At 68.0% G+C, this 23,329-nt stretch carries 27 protein-coding genes; 12 read left to right on the top strand and 15 right to left on the bottom strand.

Annotation, left to right across the window (positions count from 1 at the left end):
• The first annotated feature begins 59 nt into the window (after positions 1–59).
• Together J7528_RS01065 and J7528_RS01060 are read left to right on the top strand one after the other, a co-directional pair.
• On the top strand, positions 60–638 hold the full coding sequence (locus J7528_RS01065) for an XRE family transcriptional regulator (protein WP_291870477.1): 579 nt from the start codon (positions 60–62) through the stop codon (positions 636–638).
• Positions 639–642: 4 nt separating this feature from the next.
• Positions 643–1,107 carry a GNAT family N-acetyltransferase gene (locus tag J7528_RS01060; RefSeq protein ID WP_291870475.1) on the top strand — a complete coding sequence of 155 codons (465 nt, stop codon included), beginning with the start codon at positions 643–645 and terminating at the stop codon, positions 1,105–1,107.
• Positions 1,108–1,147: 40 nt separating this feature from the next.
• Here the strand turns inward: J7528_RS01060 and J7528_RS01055 are convergent, their stop codons facing one another.
• The 4 genes from J7528_RS01055 to serS all read right to left on the bottom strand — a co-directional run bounded on the left by J7528_RS01055 (position 1,148) and on the right by serS (position 6,004).
• Positions 1,148–3,016, bottom strand: a complete 1,869-nt coding sequence (locus J7528_RS01055) for a LysM peptidoglycan-binding domain-containing protein (RefSeq protein ID WP_291870473.1) — start codon at positions 3,014–3,016, stop codon at positions 1,148–1,150.
• A gap of 92 nt (positions 3,017–3,108) precedes the next feature.
• Positions 3,109–3,777, bottom strand: a complete 669-nt coding sequence (locus tag J7528_RS01050; protein WP_291870469.1) for a protein-L-isoaspartate(D-aspartate) O-methyltransferase — start codon at positions 3,775–3,777, stop codon at positions 3,109–3,111.
• Positions 3,774–4,568, bottom strand: coding sequence for a 5'/3'-nucleotidase SurE (gene surE, locus J7528_RS01045; protein WP_291870467.1), 795 nt, complete (start codon positions 4,566–4,568; stop codon positions 3,774–3,776). The genes J7528_RS01050 and surE overlap by 4 nt, the downstream gene beginning before the upstream one ends.
• Positions 4,565–6,004, bottom strand: a complete 1,440-nt coding sequence (serS, locus tag J7528_RS01040; RefSeq protein WP_291870465.1) for a serine--tRNA ligase — start codon at positions 6,002–6,004, stop codon at positions 4,565–4,567. Before serS ends, surE begins: the two co-directional genes overlap by 4 nt.
• A 373-nt stretch (positions 6,005–6,377) precedes the next feature.
• On the opposite strand from serS, the gene J7528_RS01035 reads away from it, so the two are divergent.
• Positions 6,378–6,845, top strand: a complete 468-nt coding sequence (locus J7528_RS01035; RefSeq protein WP_291870463.1) for a hypothetical protein — start codon at positions 6,378–6,380, stop codon at positions 6,843–6,845.
• Between the two features lie 73 nt (positions 6,846–6,918).
• On the opposite strand, the gene tatC is transcribed toward J7528_RS01035, so the two are convergent.
• From tatC to J7528_RS01020, 3 genes are all read right to left on the bottom strand, one after another.
• Positions 6,919–7,827: a twin-arginine translocase subunit TatC gene (gene tatC, locus J7528_RS01030; RefSeq protein WP_291870461.1), complete on the bottom strand. Its 909-nt coding sequence runs from the start codon at positions 7,825–7,827 to the stop codon at positions 6,919–6,921.
• The gene (tatB, locus tag J7528_RS01025) at positions 7,824–8,420 is read right to left on the bottom strand and encodes a Sec-independent protein translocase protein TatB (protein WP_291870459.1); all 597 of its coding nucleotides are present in this window, start codon (positions 8,418–8,420) and stop codon (positions 7,824–7,826) included. The genes tatC and tatB overlap by 4 nt, the downstream gene beginning before the upstream one ends.
• A gap of 89 nt (positions 8,421–8,509) precedes the next feature.
• The gene (locus J7528_RS01020; protein WP_291870457.1) at positions 8,510–8,737 is read right to left on the bottom strand and encodes a twin-arginine translocase TatA/TatE family subunit; all 228 of its coding nucleotides are present in this window, start codon (positions 8,735–8,737) and stop codon (positions 8,510–8,512) included.
• A 273-nt stretch (positions 8,738–9,010) separates the two neighbouring features.
• On the opposite strand from J7528_RS01020, the gene J7528_RS01015 reads away from it, so the two are divergent.
• Entirely contained in the window at positions 9,011–9,328 is a 318-nt protein-coding gene (locus J7528_RS01015) for a hypothetical protein (RefSeq protein ID WP_291870455.1), read from the top strand.
• Here J7528_RS01015 and scpB read toward each other — a convergent pair.
• From scpB to J7528_RS00990, 5 genes are all read right to left on the bottom strand, one after another.
• A complete protein-coding gene (gene scpB, locus J7528_RS01010; RefSeq protein ID WP_291870452.1) occupies positions 9,325–9,996 on the bottom strand; it encodes an SMC-Scp complex subunit ScpB in 672 nt (223 codons plus the stop codon). The two genes, J7528_RS01015 and scpB, sit on opposite strands and share 4 nt — an antisense overlap.
• Positions 9,997–10,153: 157 nt before the next feature.
• Positions 10,154–10,978 carry a ScpA family protein gene (locus J7528_RS01005; RefSeq protein WP_291870450.1) on the bottom strand — a complete coding sequence of 275 codons (825 nt, stop codon included), beginning with the start codon at positions 10,976–10,978 and terminating at the stop codon, positions 10,154–10,156.
• Positions 10,975–12,015, bottom strand: a complete 1,041-nt coding sequence (nagZ, locus tag J7528_RS01000; RefSeq protein WP_291870448.1) for a beta-N-acetylhexosaminidase — start codon at positions 12,013–12,015, stop codon at positions 10,975–10,977. Before nagZ ends, J7528_RS01005 begins: the two co-directional genes overlap by 4 nt.
• A complete protein-coding gene (locus J7528_RS00995) occupies positions 12,012–12,815 on the bottom strand; it encodes an SPOR domain-containing protein (RefSeq protein ID WP_291870446.1) in 804 nt (267 codons plus the stop codon). Before J7528_RS00995 ends, nagZ begins: the two co-directional genes overlap by 4 nt.
• 179 nt (positions 12,816–12,994) lie before the next feature.
• Positions 12,995–14,179, bottom strand: coding sequence for a deoxyguanosinetriphosphate triphosphohydrolase (locus J7528_RS00990; RefSeq protein ID WP_291870445.1), 1,185 nt, complete (start codon positions 14,177–14,179; stop codon positions 12,995–12,997).
• An 88-nt stretch (positions 14,180–14,267) separates the two neighbouring features.
• Between J7528_RS00990 and erpA the strand changes: the two genes are divergently transcribed.
• Entirely contained in the window at positions 14,268–14,600 is a 333-nt protein-coding gene (gene erpA / locus J7528_RS00985) for an iron-sulfur cluster insertion protein ErpA (protein WP_291870443.1), read from the top strand.
• A 183-nt stretch (positions 14,601–14,783) separates the two neighbouring features.
• Here erpA and J7528_RS00980 read toward each other — a convergent pair whose 3' ends face one another.
• Positions 14,784–15,122, bottom strand: coding sequence for a hypothetical protein (locus J7528_RS00980; RefSeq protein WP_291870441.1), 339 nt, complete (start codon positions 15,120–15,122; stop codon positions 14,784–14,786).
• 35 nt (positions 15,123–15,157) lie between these two features.
• On the opposite strand from J7528_RS00980, the gene xth reads away from it, so the two are divergent.
• The 6 genes from xth (at position 15,158) to J7528_RS00950 (ending at position 20,583) form a co-directional block, all read left to right on the top strand.
• Positions 15,158–15,946 (top strand): exodeoxyribonuclease III, encoded by a 789-nt coding sequence (gene xth, locus J7528_RS00975; protein ID WP_291870440.1) that lies wholly within the window; start codon positions 15,158–15,160, stop codon positions 15,944–15,946.
• Between the two features lie 157 nt (positions 15,947–16,103).
• Entirely contained in the window at positions 16,104–17,084 is a 981-nt protein-coding gene (locus J7528_RS00970) for a hypothetical protein (protein ID WP_291870437.1), read from the top strand.
• A gap of 134 nt (positions 17,085–17,218) precedes the next feature.
• Complete coding sequence (locus J7528_RS00965) at positions 17,219–19,198, top strand: potassium transporter Kup (RefSeq protein ID WP_291870435.1); 1,980 nt, start codon at positions 17,219–17,221, stop codon at positions 19,196–19,198.
• Positions 19,199–19,264: 66 nt separating this feature from the next.
• Complete coding sequence (locus J7528_RS00960; protein ID WP_291870433.1) at positions 19,265–19,504, top strand: hypothetical protein; 240 nt, start codon at positions 19,265–19,267, stop codon at positions 19,502–19,504.
• Positions 19,505–19,510: 6 nt separating this feature from the next.
• Positions 19,511–20,005, top strand: a complete 495-nt coding sequence (locus J7528_RS00955) for a sigma-70 family RNA polymerase sigma factor (protein ID WP_291870431.1) — start codon at positions 19,511–19,513, stop codon at positions 20,003–20,005.
• A complete protein-coding gene (locus J7528_RS00950; protein WP_291870429.1) occupies positions 20,005–20,583 on the top strand; it encodes a hypothetical protein in 579 nt (192 codons plus the stop codon). The genes J7528_RS00955 and J7528_RS00950 overlap by 1 nt, the downstream gene beginning before the upstream one ends.
• Here the strand turns inward: J7528_RS00950 and J7528_RS00945 are convergent.
• Positions 20,580–21,458, bottom strand: coding sequence for an NAD(P)H-binding protein (locus tag J7528_RS00945; protein ID WP_291870427.1), 879 nt, complete (start codon positions 21,456–21,458; stop codon positions 20,580–20,582). The genes J7528_RS00950 and J7528_RS00945 overlap by 4 nt on opposite strands.
• A gap of 73 nt (positions 21,459–21,531) precedes the next feature.
• Between J7528_RS00945 and J7528_RS00940 the strand changes: the two genes are divergently transcribed.
• A complete protein-coding gene (locus tag J7528_RS00940; protein ID WP_291870425.1) occupies positions 21,532–22,434 on the top strand; it encodes a LysR family transcriptional regulator in 903 nt (300 codons plus the stop codon).
• On the opposite strand, the gene J7528_RS00935 is transcribed toward J7528_RS00940, so the two are convergent.
• Positions 22,431–23,306 (bottom strand): LysR family transcriptional regulator, encoded by an 876-nt coding sequence (locus J7528_RS00935; protein ID WP_291870423.1) that lies wholly within the window; start codon positions 23,304–23,306, stop codon positions 22,431–22,433. The two genes, J7528_RS00940 and J7528_RS00935, sit on opposite strands and share 4 nt — an antisense overlap.
• Positions 23,307–23,329: the final 23 nt, after the last annotated feature.

The raw sequence follows: 23,329 nt of genomic DNA, 5'->3' as shown, positions 1-23,329 counted from the left end.
AGATCAAATCCGGGAATAATTCTCGATTATGAGAATCTCATTCCCGGATTGGCGTCGCCATGCCTGCGCCTGAACCCGTCGAGCCGTCCGACCACGCCCTGGCCGCGCGGCTGGAGGCCCTGCGCCACGAGCGCAGTCTCTCGCTGGACGCCGCCGCCGGTCTGACGGGCCTGAGCCGCGCCACCATCTCCCGGATCGAGCGCGGCGAGACCAGCCCGACCGCCAACGCCCTGGGCCGGCTATGCGGCGCCTACGGCCTGACCATGTCGCGCTTGATGGCGGCGGTCGAGGAGAATGCCCCTCGCCTGCTGCGCGGCAGCGAGGCCGCCCGCTGGCGCGATCCGGAGAGCGGCTATGTCCGCGCCCTCGTCGCTCCGCCAAGCCAGGACTACGCTACCGAACTGGCCCTGGGCGAAATGCCGGCCGGGGCCGAGATCCACTACGATGGTCGCCAGGCGCCCGGGCGCGAGCAGTTCTTCTACCTGCTCGAGGGCGCGCTGAGCCTGGACGTCGACGGCGAGACTTACCGCCTCGAGCCCGGCGACTGCCTGCGCCACCGAGGTGTCGACGCCACCCGCATCGGCAATCCGGGCGCGATCCCGGCCCGCTACCTGATCATCAACAGCACGACGACCTGAGGCCATGACCGACCTTCGCATCATCCCCGGCGACTTCGATGACGCAAGGGTCATCGCCTTGCTGGCCGGCCACTTCGCGGCCATGCGCTCGACTGGCCCCGAGGAGAGCTGTCACGTCATGCCCCTGGACGCCATGCGCGAGGCGGGTCTGGACTTCTTCGGCGCCTGGGACGGCGAGATCCTGGCAGGCGTCGGGGCGATCAAGCGGCTGGACGCCGAGCACGGCGAGATCAAGTCGATGCACACGGCGGCGGCCTATCGCCGGCGCGGCGTGGGCCAGGCGACGCTGGACCACCTGATCGCTCATGCGGCCGCTCTAGGCCTGTCGCGCCTGAGCCTGGAGACCGGAGCCGGCGACTTCTTCATCCCGGCGCGGGCCATGTACGCCCGCAACGGCTTTGCCGATTGCGAGCCCTTCGGCGACTACAAGCCCGACCCGAACAGCGCTTTCATGAGCCGCGCGCTCTGAAGCAAAAAGGCCCGCCTCTTTCGAATCGGGCCTTTTGTCTTTAGCGCGGAAGAACCAGCGCCGGATCGACCGGCTTGGCCTTGTCCTTGGGCGTCGGCGCATAGCGCATCTCGAAGTGCAGCTTGGGCTCGTTGGTCCCGCCGGTGGCGCCGACCGCACCCAGCTGTTCGCCCTGACGCACGTCCTGCTGCATCTTCACATTGATGCTGGAGAGGTGGGCATAGGCCGTGACCCAGCCGTCGGCGTGACGCACCAGCACCAGGTTGCCGTAGCTGGGCACCTGGTTGCCGGCATAGGCCACCTTGCCCTCGGCGGCCGACAACACCGGCGTGCCCGAGGCGGCGCGGATGTCCAGGCCGTCATTGCGCTGGCCCGTGCTCTTGGCGCCGAAGTCCGAGATGATCTCGCCGCGCACCGGCCAGGCGAACTTGCCACGGCCCGAGGCGATGATCTCGGCCTCGGTCGGCGCGGCGCTGCTCTCGATGATCGGACGCGTCGTCGACGGCGGCGGGGTCACGGGCTGAGCCGCGACCGGCGCGCTGGGACGCGAATAGGTGTTGCCGCTGGGCTGGTACGGCTGCGGGCTGGACGGCGTCGGGGCCGGACGCGAGGTCGTCGGCGTCTCGACCTTGGCGTAGCTGGTCGACGGCGTGGACGGGGCCGGCTTGGTCACAGTCGTCGTGGTCTTGATCGGACCCTTGTCCTTGTAGCCGTCCGGCAGGACCAGCTTCTGGCCCTTCTTGACCGAGGCGCTGGCGCGCAGGTTGTTCTCGGCCGCCAGTTCCTTGACGCTGACATTGAAGCGCTTGGCGACGCCGGTCAGGGTGTCGCCGCTCTGGGCCACATAGGCCTTGGACGTCGTCGCCGGGCCCTTGATCTTGGCGCCCAGCTTCAGCGGCTTGTCGGTGTCCAGGTCGTTGGCGTCGGCCAACTCCTTGATGCTCATGTCGAACTTGCGGGCGATCGCGGTCAGGGTGTCGCCCGACTTGACCGTGTGGACCTCGCGCGGGCCCGCCACCGAGACGACGGCGCCGGTAACGCTGAGCGTGGTGGTGCTGACCTGGGTCGTGGCCGGCTCGTCATCGGCCGGCGGCGTGTAGGTCGGACGCGAGGGCGCAGGACGGGTCGGCGTCGGCGCGGCGGGCTCGGCGCCGGCCAGGCTGGTCCCCGGCGTACCCGGGATCACCGTCGTGGTCTTGATCGGGCCCTTGTCCTTGTAGCCGTCCGGCAGGACCAGCTTCTGGCCCTTCTTGATCGCCGAGCCGGTCTTCAGGTCGTTCTCGTCGGCCAGGGCCGCGGCGGTGACGTTGAAGCGCTTGGCGATGGCAAAGATCGTGTCACCGGTCTGGACCACATAGGCCTTCTGCTCGCTGGCGGGGCCGGTGATCTTCTGGCCCAGACGCAGGGTCTGGCCCTTCTTGAAATCATTGTCCCGGGCCAGGTCGTTGACATTGACGTCAAAGCGCTTGGCGATCGAGGTCAGGGTGTCGCCAGACTTCACCACATGCACCTGCGGCTTGCCCGGGACAGTGACCACGGAGCCGGTGACGGTGGTGGTGACCACGGTCTTGGGCGGAACCGGACGGATCACGGGCTGCGGCGCCGGCGCGGGAGCCGGCGGCGGGGGCAGTTCGGAACTGGTGACCGAGGGCTGGGCCTGGGTCGGGATCGGCTGGCTCTGGATCGCCTGCGGCGGCGGCAGGGTCTCGGCCGCGTCGCTCTCGTTCGCGCTGTTGGGTGCCGTGGCTTGCGGGGCCTGGGTGATCGGGAAGTTCGGCGTCGCCCGTGCCGGCACCGGCGCAGGCGCCTGGCCTTCACGCGCCGGATACTGCGGCGCGTCGGTCGCGCAGGCGGAGAGCGTTCCAGCCGTCAGGGCGATCACCGCCGCTTGCGTCCACAACTGCCTCATAACGTCTCCTTTCCCGCCGGAGCCACCAAAGGGCTTCGTCAGGGTGAATCAACCTTTAACACCGAAGGCCGCGGATGCCGCGACCTCCAAACTCACTGATCCTTGGCGACGCCCGCCAGCAGCGGCACGAAGCGCACGTCGCACAGGATCTCTACCCGGAAGCCCCCCTTGCCGTCGCCGGCGTAGCGGCGAAGGCTCTGCACAGGCCCCTTCCCCACCGGCGCGACCAGCACGCCGTTGGGCTTCAGCTGCGAAAGCAGCCGCTTGGGATCATCTTCGGCCGCAGCCGTGACCATAATACGGTCGAACGGCGCCTGTTCGGCCCAACCTTCACCGCCGTCGCCGAATTTGGTGATGACGTTGGTCAAGCCCAGGGTGTTGAAGCGGCTCTCGGCCTCCTTCATCAGGGTCCGATAGCGCTCGATCGTATAGACGAGGCGCGAGACCTTGCTGAGGATGGTGGTCTGGTAGCCCGATCCCGTGCCGATCTCCAGCACGCGCGAGCGCGGCTCGACGGTCAGGGCCTGGGTCATCAGGCCGACGATATAGGGCTGGCTGATCGTCTGGCCGCAGGCGATCGGCAGGGCCGAGTCCTCCCACGAGCGGTCCTTGAACAGGTCCGGCGTGAACAGGTCGCGCGGCGTGGTCTCGATGGCCTTCAGCACCTGCTGGTCGGTCACCCCCTGGTCGCGCAGGGCCTGCATCAGGCGCGGCAGGTCGGCCTTGGCGTTCTCGGCGGCCTTGGTCGTCCGTCCGCTCATGCTTCCGCCTTGAGTTTCGGCGGAGCGCCGCCCAGGACGCCCTTCAGTTTGTGGACACTCTCGTGATGCGTCAGGTCGATGTGCAGCGGCGTGACCGAGATGCGGCCTTCATAGATGGCGCGCAGGTCAGTGCCCTCGGCCGGCTGCGACGCCTTGGCCGAGAAGCCCATCCAGTAATAGTCGCGGCCGCGCAGGTCGGTGCGCTTTTCCATGTTGCGCAGCAGGCCGTCGCGGAAGCCCTGACGGGTCACCTCGACCGCCGTGACCTCTTCGATCGGCAAGGCCGGGAAGTTGACGTTCATGACCACGTCGCCTGGCCAACCCACCTCCAGCAGGCGCTGGACGATGCCGGGACCGAAGTGCTCGGCGGTCTCCCAGTGGGCGACGACCTCGTCATGGAAGAAGGTCATGGTCTGCGACAGGGCGATCGAGCGGATGCCGTGGGCCATGCCCTCGATGGCGCCGGCGACGGTGCCCGACAGGGTGACATCCTCGGCCAGGTTCTGGCCGCGATTGACGCCCGACAGCACCAGGTCCGGCGCGGGGCCGTCGATCAGCTGCTGCACGGCCATCATCACGCAGTCTGTCGGCGTGCCCTCGACGGCGAAGCGACGGTCGTCCAGCTTGCGCACGCGGATCGGGTCCGACAGCGTCAGGGCCCGGCTGGCGCCCGACTGCTCGTATTCCGGCGCGCAGATCCAGACGTCGTCGGTCAGGGCGCGAGCGATCGTCTCCAGGGCCTTCAGGCCCGGCGCGTTGATGCCGTCGTCGTTGGTGAGGAGGATCCTCACGCATCGCCTCCGATGTGGGTGACGCCGCCCATATAGGGCTGCAGCACGGCCGGGATGTGGATGCGGCCGGCCTCGTCCTGATAGTTCTCCAGCACGGCCACCAGGGTGCGGCCGACGGCCAGGCCCGAGCCGTTCAGGGTGTGCACGAAGTGGCCGCCCTTCTCGCCGGTCTTGCGGTAGCGGGCTTCCATGCGGCGCGCCTGGAAGTCGCCGCAGTTCGAGCACGAGCTGATCTCGCGGTACATGTTCTGCGACGGCAGCCAGACTTCGAGGTCGTAGGTCTTCTTGGCGCCAAAGCCCATGTCGCCCGTGCACAGCAGCATGGTGCGGAACGGCAGCTCCAGTTTCTTCAGCACGGCCTCGGCGCACTCGACCATGCGCTGGTGCTCGGCTTCCGACTGGTCGGGCGTGGTGATCGAGACCAGCTCGACCTTGTAGAACTGGTGCTGGCGGATCATGCCGCGCGTGTCGCGACCGGCCGAACCGGCCTCGGCGCGGAAGCTGGGCGTCAGGGCCGTCAGGCGCATCGGCAGCTCTTCCTCGGCCACCAGCTGTTCGCGGACGATGTTGGTCAGCGAGACCTCGGCGGTGGGGATCAGCCAGCGACGGCTTTGCGTGAACCGGCCCACCGATCCCTCGGCAGGAACGATCCACAAGCGCCCATTGTCTCTTTCAAGAACCTCGGCGGCCTCGACGCTGGGATAGTAAATTCCAATCCCCCCCACCTTTCCGCTTTCAGATGGCAGATGAGTGGAGGTGGCCAGGAACAAGTCATCCTCGAATTTCGGCAGCTGGCCAGTGCCGAACAGTGCTTCGTCCTTCACCAGCAGCGGCGGGCTCACCTCGGTGTAGCCGTGCTCGACCGTTTGTAGGTCCAGCATGAACTGGCCGATCGCACGCTCCAGGCGGGCGATTTGGCTCTTGAGGACCACGAAGCGCGCGCCGCTCATGCGGGCGGCGGCCTCGAAGTCCATGCCGCCCAGGGCGTGGCCCAGGTCGACGTGATCCTTGGGGGCGTTCAGCTTGCCGGCCGGCAGGGCCTTGGCGTCGCCCCAGACGCGCTGCTCGACGTTACCGCTCTCATCCTCGCCCACGGGAACTTCCGAGGCGGGGACATTGGGCAGCGAGGCGAGCAGCTCCTTCAGCTTGCCACCGACGATGGCTTCCTCTTCGGCGGCGGTCGCCATGACGCCCTTCAGCGCCTCGACCTCGGCCATCAGGCGCGAAGCCTCGGCCTCATCCTTCTTGGCCTTGGCCTGGCCGATCAGCTTGGAGCTCTCGTTGCGCTTGGCTTGCGCTTCCTGCAGGGCGGTCTGGGCGGCGCGCAGCTGGGCGTCCAGCTTGACCGCTTCAGCGGCCGCGCCCGACCGGCCCTTGCCCGACCAATGCAGGTCGAACGTTTCGGGATTGTCGCGGATGGCCTTGATGTCGTGCATCGAACGCTAGCTCGGAAGAGGCAGGAGAAACGCCCTCTCTAAGGCGCGTCGGCGGGGGCGCCAAGCTTTCCGGGTGGCCTGCCCGGCTCTCAACGGCTTCGTGATCCGGCCGGGCGGCGGCGAAACCTGGGCGCCATTGCGCGAAAACCCGATTTCGGGACACGTGCGACCGCATGACGCAGGCCCAAAAAGCCATTCTTTCCCCGTTTTCGCACCAATCCGCACGAACCATCCAACTGTTAACGGAAATTAGCCGCACTTTGTCATGACGGCTTAATCCCGATGCCCGAAAAGCCGCGCCAAGTTCAGTACGCGTCCTTTTTCAGCGGCCCTCCCCGGCCCTCCCGATCATTCATTAGGAACAAGAAACACCATGAAGACGTTCGCCGCTTTCGCCGCCCTCGCCATCGCCGCCGCCATCGCCGCTCCGGCCGGCGCCAAGACCGCCTCGAACGAAGTCCGCGTCTCGATCGCCGGCAAGAACTCGGTTCAGATCGAAAACGAAATCAAGGCCGCCGCCGCGACCGTCTGCGCCGACACCTCGAAGCTGAACGCCCAGGACTGCATCGAAGGCGCCACCACCAGCGCTCACCGCCAGCTGGCCTCGCTGCTGCGCGCCCGTGACTCGGGCAAGGCCTTCGCCAACGAAACCGTCTCGGTCGTCCGCATCTCGCTGAAGGGCAAGACCCGCGACCAGATCCACCAGGAAATCCGCGCCGCCGCGGCCACGGTCTGCAAGGCCCAGCCGAACTTCAGCGCCATCAGCTACCAGGCCTGCGTGACCGACACCGTCCGCGCCGCCAAGGCTCAACTGCAGGCGCGCATGGGCGCCGCCGCCTAGGTTTCACTCGCTTATCTGAGTGGAAAACGGAGGGCTCCGCGGCTTAAGCAGCGGGGCCCTCTTCGTATCCGGACTAAACCGAAACGATGTCCGTGCCGGCTTCCTCGTCGTCTTCCCGCTTGCGGCGGCGTTCGATCAGCCACACGCACCAGATCGAGATCTCGTAGAGCAGGCACAGCGGCACGGCCAAGGTGATCTGGCTGATCGGGTCCGGCGGGGTGACGACAGCCGCCACGACGAAGACGGCGACGATGGCGTAGCGACGACCGGCGCGCAGCATCTGCGAGGTGACTAGGCCCGCCAGGCCGCCCAGCGACAGCACCACCGGCAGCTGGAAGCTGAGGCCAAAAGCCAGCAGCAGGGTCGTGACCAGGGTCAGATATTCCGACACCCGCGTCTGCAACACCACCTTCACGCCGTCGCCGACGATCTGCTGGCTCAGCGAGAACCACAGCACGAACGGCAGCATCACGTAATAGACCAGCGACGCGCCCATCAGGAACAGCACCGGCGAGGCGATCAGGAACGGCAGGAACGCGTTGCGCTCCTTCTTGTACAGGCCCGGCGCAACGAAGCGGTACAGCTGCCAGGCGATGATCGGGAAGGCCAGGATGATGGCCCCGAACGCCGCCAGCTTGATGTTGGTGAAGAACTGCTCCAGCGGCGCGGTGGCCTGCAGGGTGATCTGGGCCAGCGAGGCGGCCGGGACCTTCTTCACGCCAATCAGCGCCAGGATCAGGTCGAACGAGCCGTGATGGCCGCCGGCGTCCTGCATGGCCTTCAGCCCCTCGGCCACCGTGAACGGGCGAACCAGGAACAGGAAGATCGGCTTGACGAACGCAAAGCAGACGCCGAACGCCACGGCGATGGCGCCGACGCAGATGATCAGGCGGGTGCGCAGCTCGACCAGATGGTCCAGCAGCGGTGCGCGAGAGGACTCGATCTCGTCCTCGGCGTCGTATCCGATGGCTTTGTCGTTCACGAGACGATGTCCGAAGCGGTCGAGCCGCCGGCCTTGGCGGCGCGCTTACGCGGCGCGCGAACGGCCTTGGGAGCTTCGACGGTAATGTCTTTCTTCGCGGCGACGGCCGTCTTCTTGCGCGGCGCCTTTGCAGGTTCGGCGACGGCCGGCTCGGCGGCCGCGACAGCCTTCTTGCGCGGCGCGCGCTTGGGCTTCTCGACGATCTCCACGCCCGGCTCGGCCGGCGGCAGGATCGAATTGTCTGTCGTCAGGGCCGGATTGTGGATCTCGCCCCCGGCATAGGGATGCATCTGGGTCGCGCCGCTGGACAGCGAGGCGTCGATGTCGGCGAACACCTGGTCCACGCCGGTGTCCTGTACCGGATTGGTGAACTGGCCCGAGCGCATGGCCTGCACTTCGCGGCGCAGCTCGTCCAGCTCGGACTGACGGGCCATTTCGTCGAAGCTGGCCCGGAATTCCGAAGCCATGCCGCGCATGCGCCCGACGAACTGGCCGAGCTTGCGCAGGAGAACGGGCAGGTCCTTGGGGCCGACCACGATCAGGGCGACGGCGGCGATGACAAGGAGTTCTGTGCCGCCGATATCAGGAAGCATGGACGCGCCTTAGAACGGTGGAGCTGAACTGCTCCCCGCGAGGTTGGATCGTCGCGCGCGGAGAGCCCCTCCCCGCGCGCCCTAAAGCCTTACGACTTGCGAAGCTCTTCGGCTTCCTGCTCGGTGCGCGGCAGGGCGCCCTTGGCCTTGTTGTCGGCCACTTCACTGCTCGTGTCGTCGTCCTTCAGGCCTTCCTTGAACGCCTTAATGCCCTTGGCCGCGTCACCCATGATGCCCGACAGCTTGCCGCGGCCGCCGAACAGCAGCAGCACCACGATGGCGACGATGATCCAGTGGATAGGACCGAAACTTCCCATAACCGAGACTCCTTGCGACAAGCGCCCTGTAGCCGCTGTGACGCGTCGTTACAACATGCCGGACAATATAGGCGCTCGCGGGGCCGCAGACCATCGTTCGCCCGCGAGGCGATAGGTCGCGTGAGCCCCGGCAAGTTCTGCTCGGTCAAGTTGACCGCCTGGCCAAGCCTTCACTGAACCCTTACGCCACAAGCCTTTGAAAAGCATAGCTAAGCGTAACTGGCGCGCTTCTTGCCAGAATGTCGCACCCCTTGTGTTCGGGAGTGCATTGTCATGTCGATTTCCTCGATTGGTTCTTCCTCGCCCTATGCCGGCCTCTACAGCGGCCTGAGCGCCTCGTCGTCCAACGCGCCGCTGGGCGAGACCTCGCCCCGCGAAGAGTTCATGAAGTTCCAGGCGATGACGCCCGCGCAGAAGATGCGGGCCATGATGCTGGCCAAGCTGGGCGTGACCGAAGAGCAGCTCAAGGCCATGAAGCCCGAAGAGCGCAAGAAGATCGAGGACAAGCTCAAGGAGATGGTCAAGCAGGAGGTCCAGAACGATCCCGAGAAAAAGGATCAGAAGGGCCTGGTGGCGAACATCTTCGCCTAGTCAGCCTTTTCCGGCTCGCCCAGGAAGTCCTGGGCGAATTCCACCTGCTCGCCGTCGTCCAACTCCAGCGGATCCTCATCCTCGTTCGGGCGCAGGCCCAGCGGATCGGGCACCGAGAAGCCCGGCGGAAGGTTCATTTCCAGGAGGCCCGCGGCCTTCATCTCGGCAATGCCCGGCAGGTCGCCCAGATTGGCCAGGCCGTAGTGTTCCAGGAACACATCCGTCGTCCCGAACGTCACCGGCCGGCCCGGCGTGCGCCGACGGCCGCGCATGCGGATCAGGCCCAGCTCCAGCAGGACGTCAATCGTCCCCCGGCTGGCCTGGACGCCGCGCACGGCCTCGATCTCGGCCCGGGTCACCGGCTGGTGATAGGCGACGATGGCCAGGGTCTCCTGGGCGGCCTTGGACAGGCGGCGCGGCTCCTCGCGCTCTTCCGTCATCAGGAACGACAGGTCATTGGCGGTCTGGAAGCGCCAGCGCCCAGCGACCTCGACCAGCTCGATCCCCCTGCCCTCGTAGCGCGTCCGAAGACCCGCCAGGCCGGTAGCGATGTCCGCGCCTGCTGGCAGGCGCTTGGCCAGGTCGACATCGCTGAGCGGCTCGGCCGCCGCGAACAGCAGGGCCTCGATGCAGCGCTCGACGAAGAGAGGTTCCAGCTCGACGGTCATTCAAACCCCATAACCGATTTCCCCGGCGAAAGCCGGGGCCCAGATCCAGCCTGAGCGGTTTGGGATGATCCGAGATACGCGTTTGCAGCCTGTCGAACGCTCGTGGGTTCGATCTGGGCCCCTGCTTTCGCCGGGGAGATCGGAGATGGGGAAAGGCTCATTCCATCACCTCCAAAGGCTCCGCTCTCGTCCGCAAGTAGATGTCCTTGAAGTGCTCCAGCTGGCGCGCCTCCAGGATGCCTTCCTTCACCAGTTCCAGCGAGGCCGACAGGGTCGAGGCCAGGTACGAGGCGGGCGTGGGGCCGTCATCGTCCTCCAGCGCCTTCTCGATCGGGGCGATGGTGGAGAGGACCGTCCAGTCCTCCATCTTGGGCAGCAGGCTGCGCAGGCGGTCGCGGGCGTCTTCCAGCGGATAGGCCGTGGGCGGGCGTGGGGCGTAGTGGCGGCTGTGCTCGCGCTTGCGCTGCTCGATATAGGCGCTCATCAAGCCGTAGAGGTCGCCCTCCAGCCGGGTCGAGGAGACGATCTTGACCGCTTCGGGGTCGCCGCGCATGAAGACGTCCTGCTTGAGGATCGGGCGCTCCTTGAGAGCCTCGACGGCCTTGCGCATGACGTCCAGCTTGGCCAGGCGGAAGGCCAGCTGGGCGGCCATCTCCTCGGCGGGCGGCTCCTCGGCCTTGGCGCGTTCGGGCTTGGGCAGCAGCAGGCGGGACTTCAGATAGGCCAGCCAGGCGGCCATCACCAGATAGTCGGCGGCCAGCGAGAACCGCACGCGGCGAGCCTGCTGGACGAAGGCCAGGTACTGCTCGGCCAGCTTGGTGATCGACAGCTGCAGCAGGTCGACCTTCTGGCTGCGGGCCAGCGCGAGCAGCACGTGCAGCGGGCCTTCATAGCCGTCGATGTCGATGACCAGCGCCGCGCCGTCTTCGGCCGCTTCATCGGCGGCGGCAAAGTCGAAAGTGGGCTGGAAGCCCGTGTTCAAGCGTACTTGCCGTCAAACGCCGCGTCGAAGCGGGCGCGGGCCTCGGCCACGTCGAAGGGCTCGGGAACCTTGACCAGGCGGCCCATGACGACCTGGGCGCGGCGGCGGGCCTCTTTGCCCAGCTTGCCGACGCCCGACATCACGGCCTTCATCTCGCCCATGTCGCCGTTGCAGTGCAGGACGACGTCGCAGCCGGCCGACAGGCTGTCCTTGGCGCGTTGCTTGAAGTCGCCGCTCAGCGCCTTCATCGACAGGTCATCGCTCATCAAGAGGCCGTCGAAGCCGATCGACTCGCGGATGATTTTCTTGATGGCCTTCTTGGACGTGGTGGCCGGGTTCTTGCGGTCGATGGCCGTGTAGACGACGTGAGCCGTCATCGCCATCGGCATGTCCGACAGCACCCGGAACGGCGCGAAGTCGCGCTTGTCCAGCTCGTCCAGCTTGGCCTTCACCACCGGCAGCTCCAGGTGGCTGTCGCTCATGGCGCGGCCGTGGCCGGGGATGTGCTTGATGATCGGCAGGACGCCGCCGGCCAGCAGGCCTTCTGCGGCGGCGCGGCCCAGGGTCGCCACCTGCTCGGGCGTGTCGCCATAGGCGCGGTCGCCGATGATCTCGTGACCCTTGGGGTCGGGCACGTCCAGCACCGGCACGCAGTCGACATTGATGCCGAGGCTGAGCAGGTCATGGGCGATCAGGCGCGAGCCCAGGCGCGTGATCTCGCGCGCGACCAGCGGATCGTTGGCGACCAGCTGGCCATAGGCGCGGCCTGGCGGATAAATGCGCCAGTGCGGCGGTTGCAGGCGGGCGACGCGGCCGCCCTCCTGGTCGATCAGGATGGGCGCGTCAGGCCGGCCGACCGTCTCGCGCAGGGCCGCCGTCAGGGCGCGCACCTGGTTGGGATCGGCGATGTTGCGCTTGAACAGGATGAAGCCCCACGGCTTCACGTCCCGAAAGAGCGCGACCTCTTCGGCCGTCAGGGTGGTCCCGGCGCAGCCGAGGATGGCGGCGGAGGACGAGGCGCCCATCAAGAGGCTCATTTGACGAAGCAGGACTTGCCCGAGGCCGAGATGGCCTCGCAGAACGCCTTGGCCGCTTCGCGCGAGGCAAAGCCCGTGACCGAGGTGCGGTAGAGGGTGGCGCCGTTCTTGTCGATCGCCTCGACCTTCTTGCCCTTGCCGGCGGCCAGGCCGGGGGCCAGGCGCGTGGCTTCAGTCCAGGCCTTGTCGGCCAGGGCGGGCGAGGACAACGCGCCGATCTGCACCGAGGCCGGGCCCGAGGCGGTCGCGACCGGCTTGGGAGCCGGCGTCGTGGTGGCGACCTGGACGGGCTTGGGCGCGGCGGCGACCGGCCGCTGGGCGGCGGCGGTGGCCAGGGACTCGATGGTCGGAGCCGGCTTGGCGGCCGGGGTCGCCGGCTGCGTGACAGTCGGCGCGGGCTTGGCCGGCGGCAGGGCGGCGGTCTGGACCGGCGCGGTCGGCAGCGGCGCGGCCGGACGGGCCTGAGGCGTCTCCGGCGGCGCGGCGAAGGTCGCCGACGGCTGCGGGTCCTCGTTGTGATAGATCTGCAGGCCCGCGGCGGGGTCCTGCGGCTGGCTGCCGGCCGGCGGCGGGGTTTTCATCTGGGCGACCTCGGTCCCCACGGCCTGCGGCGGCTCGTTCGGATTCCGGATGCCGTTGCGATAGATCATCATCACGGCGGCCACCAGGGTCACCAGCACCACCGCGCTGATGATCAGGGTCATGGGCAGCGGGCGCGCACCGCGCACGGGCTGACGCGCGTCGAACGACAGCGGCGCGTCGGTGGGCGGCGTATAGGCCCCGCGGTGCGGATCGGACATCTCAGATAGGCTCCAGCATACTCGGCCCTAGAACAAGGGGCGCACGGATCGAACGCATCGAATCAGACGCGCGCGACCCTAGGTTACCCTCCGGGGGCGCGTCTCAGAAGCGTCCGCCCCGCTCAGGTGGCAGACTTCAAGCCGCTCGCGTCCCCGTTCCGAGTCTTGAGCCTTACGGCCTAGTTCCAGACGTCGAGGTGGAACAGCTTACGGTGCTCTTCTATCGCGAAGCGGTCGGTCATGCCTGCGATGTAATCGCACACCACGCGGGCTCGACCGGCTTCGTCGCGGTTCTGCGACTTGGCGAACCAGACGGTCGGCAGGACCTCCGGCTCCCTCAGGAATAGCGCGAACATTTCGCCCAGAATACGGCGGGCCTGGCTGCGGGTGCGGTTGACGCGCCAGTGGCGGTACATGCGCTCGTAAAGGAAGGCGCGCAGGCGGGCCAGATCCTCGGCCATGTCCGGCGAGAAGGCGACCAGGGCGTGGTCCAGGGCGCGGACGTCGTCGGCCGAGCCCACGCCGGTAGCGGCGGCGCGCTGCAGGGTCTCGCCCATCACGTCGTCGATCATCGCGCCGATCATGCGGCGGACGGCTTCCAGGTGGGTCAGGCGCGGGTCGAGGTCGGGACGCTCGCTCTTCACGGCGAACAGGATCGGGCCGATCAGCGGCACGTCCAGCAGCTCGTCCAGGGTGAAGAGGCCCGCGGTGACGCCGTCATCGACGTCGTGGTTGTTGTAGGCGATGTCATCGGCCAGGGCCGCGACCTGCGCCTCGGCCGACGCCCAGGTGTTCAGGCCCAGCTCGTACTCGTTGTCGTACTTCTGGATGGCCTTCCAGGACGGCTTGCCCAGTTTGTTGGTCACCGGGCCGTTGTGCTTGATGATCCCTTCCAGGGTCTCCCAGGTGAGGTTCAGGCCCAGGAAATCCGGATAGCGGTGCTCCAGCTCGGTCACGACTCGGAACGTCTGCACGTTGTGGTCGAAGCCGCCGTAGTCGCGCATCTGGATCTCGAGCTCGTCCTCGCCGGCGTGGCCGAACGGCGGATGGCCCAGGTCGTGACCCAGGGCGATGGTCTCGGCCAGGTCGCTGTCCAGACCCAAGGCCGTGGCCAGCGATCGCGCCACCTGCGCCACTTCCAGCGAGTGTGTCAGGCGGGTGCGGAAGTTGTCACCCTCGTGCGCGACGAAGACCTGGGTCTTTTCCTTCAGACGGCGGAAGGCCGAGGTATGGATGATACGGTCGCGGTCGCGCGCGAACGGCGTGCGGGTGCGGCTTTCGTCCTCCTGGAACCGGCGGCCCTTCGACTTGAAGGGATCCTCGGCATAGGGCGCGCGGGGGACGAAGTACGGGGTCGAGGACATGAACCGCCTTTATCGCGTTTGACCATTTGACCCCTTCCGTAGAGGCCGCGTCACCCTCATATAGGCCGAAGGTGACTTTTCCACAGCCATGACCCAAGTAGACTTAACGCTTTCCGAAAACGCCGCTCGTCGGATCAAGACCATCGCTGCTAGCGAAGGCCGCCCCCTCATGCTGCGCGTCGCCGTCGACGGCGGCGGCTGCTCGGGCTTCCAGTACCGCTTCGACCTGGTCGACACCGTCGAGGACGACGACCTGAAGATCGAGCGCGACGACGCCGTGGCCCTGGTCGACGTCGTCTCCCTGGCCCTGCTGAAGGGCTCGGAGATCGACTTCGTCGACGAACTGGCCGGCGCCGAGTTCCGCGTCCGCAACCCGAACGCCAAGTCCAGCTGCGGCTGCGGCGTCAGCTTCTCGATCTGAGAACTCTGAAATTTTTGCGATGTTCAAAAACATTGCCTTCCTCGCCTTTGTGGCGAGGACCCAGCGTTCAGCTGGCTTTGAACACGACCATGCTGGCTGAGCCCATCCGGCTTCTCCCAGCCTAACGGCGCCATGGGTCCTCGCCACAAGGGCGAGGAAGGCAACGATATTTTGCCTCGGGTGCTAGGTCGGCACGAACTGCAGCAAGGTCAGCGCCACCGCGCCCCAGGCCAGCGGCGCGGCCATGGCGGCCCAGGACAGGGTCGTCTCGTTCTTGCGCCACAGGATCCAGCCGGCCAGCGGGGCCAGCAGGCACACCACCCAGAACGAGGCGGCGAACACGAAACCCAGCCAGGCGACGGGGTTCGTCAGGTTGCCTGAGCGATCGAAGACCAGCGGCGTGAAGATCGCCAGGATGCCGCCCAGCACGGCCAGAGCCACGCATGCGCCGGTGGCCAGGACCATCAGCAGGACCTGTCTCTTGTCGATCGATCGTTTGCCCGACTTGAGCACACCCGTCATGGGCTCTAGCCTCCCGCCGCTGTCTGGAGCCGTCAATGCGTATAGCCACCTGGAACGTCAATTCGATCAACGCTCGCCTGGAAGGCGTGCTGGCCTGGTTCGAATCGGAGGCCCCCGATGTCGCGGTGCTCCAGGAGATCAAATGCGTCGACGAGAAGTTCCCGACCGAAGCCTTTGAACGGCTGGGCTACAACGTCGTCGTCCACGGCCAGAAGACCTATAACGGCGTCGCCCTGCTGTCGAAGTTCCCGCTGGACGACGTGCGCAAGGGCCTGCCCTTCCTGTCGCAGGACGAGGTCGACGAGCAGTCGCGCTATGTCGAGGCGGTGATCAACGCGCCGACGCCGTTCCGGGTGGTCGGCATCTACCTGCCCAACGGCAATCCGATCGGGACCGAGAAGTTCGACTACAAGCTGGCCTGGATGCGCCGGCTGCAAGCCCATGCCCAGAGCCTGCTCGCCTTCGAGGAGCCGCTGGTGATCTTGGGCGACTACAACGTCATCCCCGAGGCCGAAGACGTCGCCAATCCCGAAGCCTGGCTGGGCGACGCCCTGTTCCAGCCCGAGAGCCGCGGCGCGTTCCGGGCGCTGAAGAACCTGGGCTTCACCGATGCCTACATGCAGGTCGACGGCGCGCCAGGCGGCTACACCTTCTGGGACTACCAGGCCGGCGCCTGGCCACGGAACCTGGGGATCCGCATCGACCACCTGCTGTGCTCGCCCCAGGCCGTCGACCGCCTGGAAGCCGTGGTCATCCACCGCGACGAGCGCGACAAGGAAAAGCCCTCCGACCACGTGCCGGTCGTCGGCCACTTCCGCGACTAGAGCATGGCAGCCGAAAGTGTGTGCGGTTTCGGCGCCCGCCATGCTCTAGATGATAGAGATAGAGCCTATTTATCCGTTTCTGATTTCCATCAGAAACGGACAGGCTCTAGGCGCCGCCTGTCGGCGATCCGCGACTCTCGCTAGCCTGAGCTTCATTATGAGCGAGCTTGCCCGCCTCCTGCTGTTCGTCGCCATCGCCGGTACGGCGGTGACGTTCCTCGGCAGCCTGGCCATCTGGTACGGCGACGAGGACCGCCGCATCCGGCGCGCCCTGCGCAACGTGCTGAAGAGCGAGCCGGAAGGCCTGATCGTCGCGCGTGGCCGGGGTCGTGGCGCGGGCTTCTCGTTCGCTACCAACCTGCTGGCCGTGGCCTGGGACCGGGGCGCCTGGTGCCTGGTCTACCGGCTGGACGAGATGATGGGCGCCGAGCTGCTGGTCGACGGCCAGGTGATGGGCCGCGTCTTCCGGGGCGAAGGCCGCCGGGCCATCGACCACGTCGCGCCCCAGGCCGAACGGGTCACCCTGCGCCTGATCTTCGACGATCCGCGCCATCCCGACTTCACCCTGGACCTGTGGGCGCCTGGCGACGAGCAGCGCCGCGAGACCGCCTCGCCCGGCGAGCTGGTGCAGGAGGCCAACCGCTGGCTGGCCCGTTGCGAAGCCATCGTCCGCCGTCCCCTGCCGCCGCGTCCGGAAAAGCCCGCTGCCGCGCCGGCGACGGTCGCCGTCCGCCCCGCGCCCGCGCCGCCGCCTCCCGCCCCGATGGTCGACGACTTCGACGACGACATGTTCGAGGACGAGGACGACGACTTCCAGGCGCCGCCCCCGCCCCTGCCCGACACCCCGCCGCCACTGCCGCGCCGCTCGTCGTTCGACGACGTCCCGCGCGCCGCCGCGGCCCGGCCGATCTCGCGTCCGACCACGCCGGTCCCAGCGCCCGCGCCCTCCTCTTCTTCCGCTCCGGCCAAGGCGCGCCCAGTCGAGCCCGACATGTTCGACGATCCGCCTTGGGACGAAGAGGACGGCGACCTGCCGCCCCTGCGCCCCGCGCCGGAACCGGAATACAAGCCCGTCTCCAAGGCTCGCCGCGAGACCGCCAGCGACCAGGACGAGCTGCCGTTCGACCTGGACGACTAGAGATCGCGCCCGCGCTGATCACGCTTTCGAGACTGCCAACCGCCGTTCTGCCTTTTTCGATTGCTGCGACGCAGCGACGGGCGTAAAGCGCCGGCCGCCGGTCGCGAACCGGCGCTTTGGAGCCTCGTGCTTGCATGGCGGGTAAAGACCCCCTCGCCGCGTCCGACCTCACCACCCCGACAACTCAAGCTTCCCACCACGGCCACGCGGCGTCGCGTTTCTGGCCGTTGGCGCTGGGCAGCGTGGGCGTCGTGTTCGGCGACATCGGCACCAGCCCCCTCTACGCCTTCCGCGATGCGTTGGCCGAGGCCGCCCGCGACGGCCTGGTCCGTCCCGAGATCATGGGCGTGCTATCCCTGGCGCTATGGGCGCTGATCCTGGTCGTGACGGTCAAGTACGTCCTGTTCCTGATGCGCGCCTCCAACAAGGGCGAAGGCGGGGTGCTGTCGCTGATGGCCCTGGCTCAGCAGGGCGCGGCGGGCCGCACCGGCCTGATCTTCGCCCTGGGCGCCATCGGGGCTGCCCTGTTCTACGGCGACGGCGTCATCACCCCGGCGGTCTCGGTGCTGTCGGCGGTCGAGGGCTTGAAGTCGGTGAAGGGCTTCGAGCACTGGTTCGGCACGCAGGAAGTCATCGTCGTCAGCCTGGTCATCCTGGCCGGCCTGTTCAGCTTCCAGGCCAAGGGCACGGCCAAGGTGGCCGGCATCTTCGGCCCGATCATGGTCTGCTGGTTCCTGTGCCTGGGCGCCCTGGGCGTCTGGCACATCAAGGACGACCCCAGCGTGCTGGGCGCGATCTCGCCGACCTACGCCATCTATTTCCTGACCCACCACGGCCTGACCGGCTTCCTGGTGATGGGCGCGGTGTTCCTGACCGTGACCGGAGCCGAGGCCCTGACCGCCGACATGGGCCACTTCGGTCGCGGCCCGATCCAGATGTCGTGGTTCGGCCTGGCCCTGCCGATGCTGGCCCTGAACTATTTCGGCCAGGCGGCCCTGGCGTCCAAGGCCCTGGCCGTCGCCGAGGCCTCCGGAACCGCCCTGCCCAACGCCGACTGGTTCTTCCTGATGGCCCCGCACCAGTGGCGCCTGGGCCTGGTCCTGTTCTCCGGCGTCGCCACCGTCATCGCCAGCCAGGCGGTAATCACCGGCGCCTTCTCGCTGACCCAGCAGGCGATCCAGCTGGGCCTGCTGCCCCGCATGGACATCAAGATCACCTCATCGACCGAGGCCGGCCAGATCTATGTCGCGCCGATCAACTGGCTGCTGTTCGTCGGCGTCGTGCTGGTGGTGCTGTCGTTCCGCTCGTCCTCGGCCCTGGCCCATGCCTACGGCATCTCGGTGACTGGCACGATGGTGGTCACCACCCTGCTGGCCTACATCGTCGTGCGCCACGTCTGGAAATGGCGCCTGGTCACGGCTCTCGCTTTGATCGTGCCGCTGTTCGCCCTGGACCTGACCTTCTTCACCGCCAACCTGCTCAAGGTTCTGACCGGCGGCTGGGCCCCGCTGGCCCTGGGCGCGGGCCTGTGCCTCTTGATGTCGATCTTCGTCAGCGCCACCGAGCGCCTGCGACTCAAGCTCAGCAAGGACGGCCTGCCGTTCGGCGATTTCCGCGAGATGATCCTGCGCCGCCCGGCCGGCTCGACGGCCGGCTCGACGGCCGGCACGGCCGTGTTCCTGACCTCGGATCCGAACACCACCCCGCCGGCTCTGATGCACAGCCTCAAGCACTTCAAGGTGCTGCACGAGCGCAACGTGCTGCTGAAGGTGGTCAACGAGACCCGCCCCTACGTCCCCGAGGCCGAGCGGATCGAGACTCAGACCCTGGACGACCGCTTCTCGCTGGTCACCCTGCGCTACGGCTATATGGAAAGTCCGAACATCCCGAAGGCCCTGGCCGCCTGCCGCAAGCAGGGCCTGAAGTTCGACATCATGAGCACCTCGTTCTTCGTCAGCCGCCGCACCATCGTGCCGTCGACGGCCAACGACGCCCTGCCGGCCTGGAAGCGCAAGCTGTTCACCTTCCTGACCCGCAACGCCGCCGACCCGACGACCTTCTTCCACCTGCCTCCGGGCCGGGTGGTCGAACTGGGCACGCAGGTGAGCCTGTAAAAAAGTCTGAAAGAAACTTCGCCGCGCCCCGACTAGGGCCTCGTATCAAGAAGCGAGGATCGCGCGATGAAGTTGAAGTGGATGCTGCCGATAGGCCTGTTCGCCCTGAGCCTGGCGACCTGGATCGCGTTCGGGATCGCGGTGGCGATGCATGTCGAGCGTAAGGTGCTGATCGCCATGGCCGCGTTCGGCGCCCTGGCGCTGGAAGGCGTCATGTGGAGCACGGCGGCCATCTTGGGCGTCAGCGCGTTCCAGGCCCGCCGCCAGATCTGGGGCCGGGTGCGCGCGGTCTTCCAGAGGGCCTGATCACCGTTGTCGTCGCCACCGACCTTCCGGACCGTCGTTCAGGATCACGGCCCCATGCTGGCCCGCGTCGCCGCGGCCTATGAGGCCGACCCGGCTTTGCGCGAAGAGCTGAACCAGGAGATCCTGCTGGCGGTCTGGAAGGCCCTGCCAAACTGGCGCGGCGACGCCTCGCTGCGCACCTTCGCGGCCCGCATCGCCCACAACCGCGCCGTCGACCACGTAGCCCGCCAGGCCTCGCGGCCGCGCTCGGCCGTGCTGGACGAGGCCCTGCCCAGCGGCGCGCCCTCACCGCTCGACACCCTGGAGCAGCGCGACCGGCACGAGCGCCTGATGGCTGCCGTGCGCCGCCTGCCGCTGCCCCTGCGCCAGGTGACCGTCCAGACCCTGGAAGGCTTCACCCCGGCCGAGATCGCCGAGGTGCTGGGCGTCAACGCCAACACGGTCTCGATCCGCCTGACACGCGCCAAGGCTGCCCTCAAGCTCGAAATGGAGAAGGGCTGATGAGCCAGGATCCCTGGAACGAATGGTCCGACGCCTGGCAGGACACGCCGCCCGCGCCGACCGCCGAGATCGACGCCATCGAACGCCGGATCCGCCGCCGCCTGTTCTGGCGTTCGGCCCAGGCGGCCGCCGACATCGCCGCGTGCGTCTTCGCCCTGGCGCTGTGCGCCTGGGTCCTGCTGACGCGCGACGACGCCGTCTCCAGAAGCACGGGCGCCATCGGCCTGGCCTTCTCTTTGTTTGGCCTGTTCGTCGTGTTGGCCGCCCGCCGGCCGCCCGGCGCGATGGCCGATCGCTCGGTGGCCTCGGCCCTGGACTGGGAGATCCTGGAGATCGACTCCGACATCCGCCGTTCGTGGGGCGGCCTGGTCATGGCGGCGGCCGGCCTGGTCTTCCTGGCCGCGATCGTGGCCATCGCCTTCGAGGCGCACCGGCTGCCGCGCGCGGTGTGGGGACTGCCGGCCGCCGGGTTCGTATCCATCCTGGGCTCGGTGGCGTGGTCCGGCGGCCTGCTGGTGCGGCGCAAGGCCCGGAAGCGCCGCCTCCGGGCCCTGCGTGACGAACTGATCGACGACTAGACGAGGCCCCGCAGGACCGCGTCCAGCGCGGTCACTCCCTGGCGCGGCTGACCTTCGAAGGTCAGCCAGCCTTCGTTGAAGCCGTCCAGCATCTGGATGCGCGGCAGCGGCTCGGCCATGCCCTGGGCGCGGAACAGGCCGCCCCAGGTCTCGCGCGGCACGACCTCTGCGCGGACGTCACGGCCCAGCACGCGGGCCAGGGCGGCGGCCAGGTCGTTCGGACTGATCGCAGCGGGACCTTCCAGTTCGATCAGGCGATGACCGGTCCAGGTCTCGCGCAGCAATTCGGCCGCCGTCGCCCCGACGTCGCGCGCCGCCACCATCGGGATGGCGCGGTCCAGCGGGGCCAGGAAGCTGCGAAGCACGCCTTCGTCGCGTGCGGCGGCGATGTCCCACTCGGCATTGTCCATGAACCAGGCCGGCCGCAGCACCGTCACCGGCAGAGCCAGGTCGGCGATCGCCGCCTCCATCAGGGTATGCTGGCTCAGCAGGTTCGGCTGCCTGGCCTGGGCGCCGACGGTCGACAGCCAGACCACGCGGCCGGGCCGGCTGGCTTCGAGGGCCGCCCGCAGCGCGGCGACGTTCGCACGCGCTTCCGGAAAGCCTGGGGCGGGATCGAACACCGGCGGCGGCACGACGAAGACCGCCTCCGCGTCCGCGAAAGCCCGTATCAGGGCCGCCGCATCGTCCATGGCCGCCACCGCGACCTTACAGCCGCGCTCGGCCCAGGCCGCGCCTTTGGCGGCGTCGCGAACGACGGCGCGGACCGGCAGGCCGGCCTCCAGCAGACGACGGGCGGCGGCTCCGCCCACCCGACCGGTGATCCCCGTGATGACGTACATGGCGCACTCCTTCTCGATGTCGCGCCAGGACATCTATGCCAGTAGACGCGTTGCCTTAATCGCCATTGAGTCACATCATTCATGACATCAAATCATGGATGATCGCATGACCTTCGACGGACGCCTGGTCGCCAATATCGGGGTGCTGGCCGCGATCGTGGAAAGCGGCAGCTTTGCCCGCGCCGCCGACGCCCTGGGCCTGTCGCCGTCGGGCGTCAGCCGGGCCCTGGCGCGGTTGGAGCAGCGGATCGGCGTGCGACTGCTCGAACGCACCACCCGCTCGCTGGCCCTCACCGACGAAGGCCGCCGGCTCTATGCCGAGATCGGACCTCTGCTTAGCGGCATCGAGGACGTAGTCGCCGGCGCCTCGGGCGCGGCCGGGGCGGTGCGCGGCCGCCTGCGGGTCAATGTCGACGCCTTTTTCTCGCGCCACCTCTTGGCGCCGCACCTGCCGCGCTTCCTGGATGCGCATCCGGAGCTGGCGCTGGAGCTCGTGGCCAGAGACCAGCTAGGCGACCTGATCGGCGACGGCTTCGACCTGGCCGTCCGCTTCGGCGAGCCGCCGGCCTCTTCCCTGGTGTCGCGCAAGCTCTTGGAGACCCGCACCGCGACCCTGGCCGCCCCGGCCTATCTGGCGCGGATGGGACGGCCAGCCCAGCCCGCCGACCTCGCCGCCCACGCCTGTATCCAGATGCGTCACGCCCAGACCGGCGAGCCCCTGCCCTGGACCTTCCGGCGCGGCGCGGAAACCCTGACCGTACCGACCAGCGGCCGGCTAGCGGTCAACGAGGTCGGCGCCTTGATGGGAGCCTGCCTGGCGGGCGTCGGCGTCGCCCGCGTCAAGGCGATCGGCGTCCAGGACCTGATCGATCGCGGCGAGCTCGTCGACCTCTTCCCCGACTGGACCGGCGAGACCTTCCCGCTCTACGCCCTCTATCCGTCACGCCACCTGCCGGCGGCCAAGACCCGGGCCTTCGTGGATTTCGTGGCGCAGATCGTGAAGGGTTAGGCCTTCAGGTGCGCGGCCAGGGCGTCGATGAACAGGCGCGTCTTGGCCGGGACCAAGCGGGCGCTGGGATAGACGGCCCAGATCGACCAGGACTCCAGCACCGCGTCGGCCAGCGGGACCTCGACCAGCCGGCCGGCGGCGACGTCCTCGCGGATGTTCCAGTCCGACAGCATGGTGATTCCCAGACCGCCCAGGCAGGCCATGTGCAAAGTCTCGACCCCGCTGGCCGTGAACCGCCCGGCCACCCGCTGCTGAACCGGCTTGTCGCCGATCATGAAGGTCCAGTGCGAGACGCCGGTGATCGCCAGGCACTGGTGCTCAGCCAGGTCGGCCAGCACTCTGGGCGCACCGTGCTCGGCCACATAGTCCGGCGAGGCGTAGAGCTTGCGCGGGTTGTCATCCAGGCGGCGGGCGATCAGCGAGTTGTCGCGTAGCACCGCGATGCGGATGGCTACGTCGATGCCGCTGGCGACAATGTCGGTGATGGCGTCGGTGACCTGCAGGTCGACCTGCAGGTCCGGATTGGCCCGCATGAAGGCCGGGATCATCGGCGCGACCATCTTGCGGCCGAACGGGGCCGAGGCTGTCACCCGCAGCATGCCCGAGGCCCCTGCGCCCGATGGCCGGATCGCCGCCCGCGCCGCCGCCTCGCCCTCCAGCATGGCCTGGGCATGGGGCAGGAACGCCTCGCCCTCGGCGGTCAGGGACAGGGCGCGGGTCGTGCGGTGGACAAGCCGCGCGCCAACCTCATCCTCCAGCGCCGCCAGTCGGCGCGAGGCGGCCATTGGCGCGATACCCAGACGACGGGCCGCGGCCGCCAGGCTGCCCGCCCGCGCCGCCTCGACGAAGACGCCTATGTCCGCAAGATCCATTATATCGAAATCCGATCGGCCGA

It is taken from the genome of Caulobacter sp. (genome assembly GCF_017744445.1).
Taxonomy (GTDB): domain Bacteria; phylum Pseudomonadota; class Alphaproteobacteria; order Caulobacterales; family Caulobacteraceae; genus Caulobacter.
Note: the sequence above shows the minus strand (reverse complement) of the source record. Positions and strands in the feature narration are given on the sequence as shown.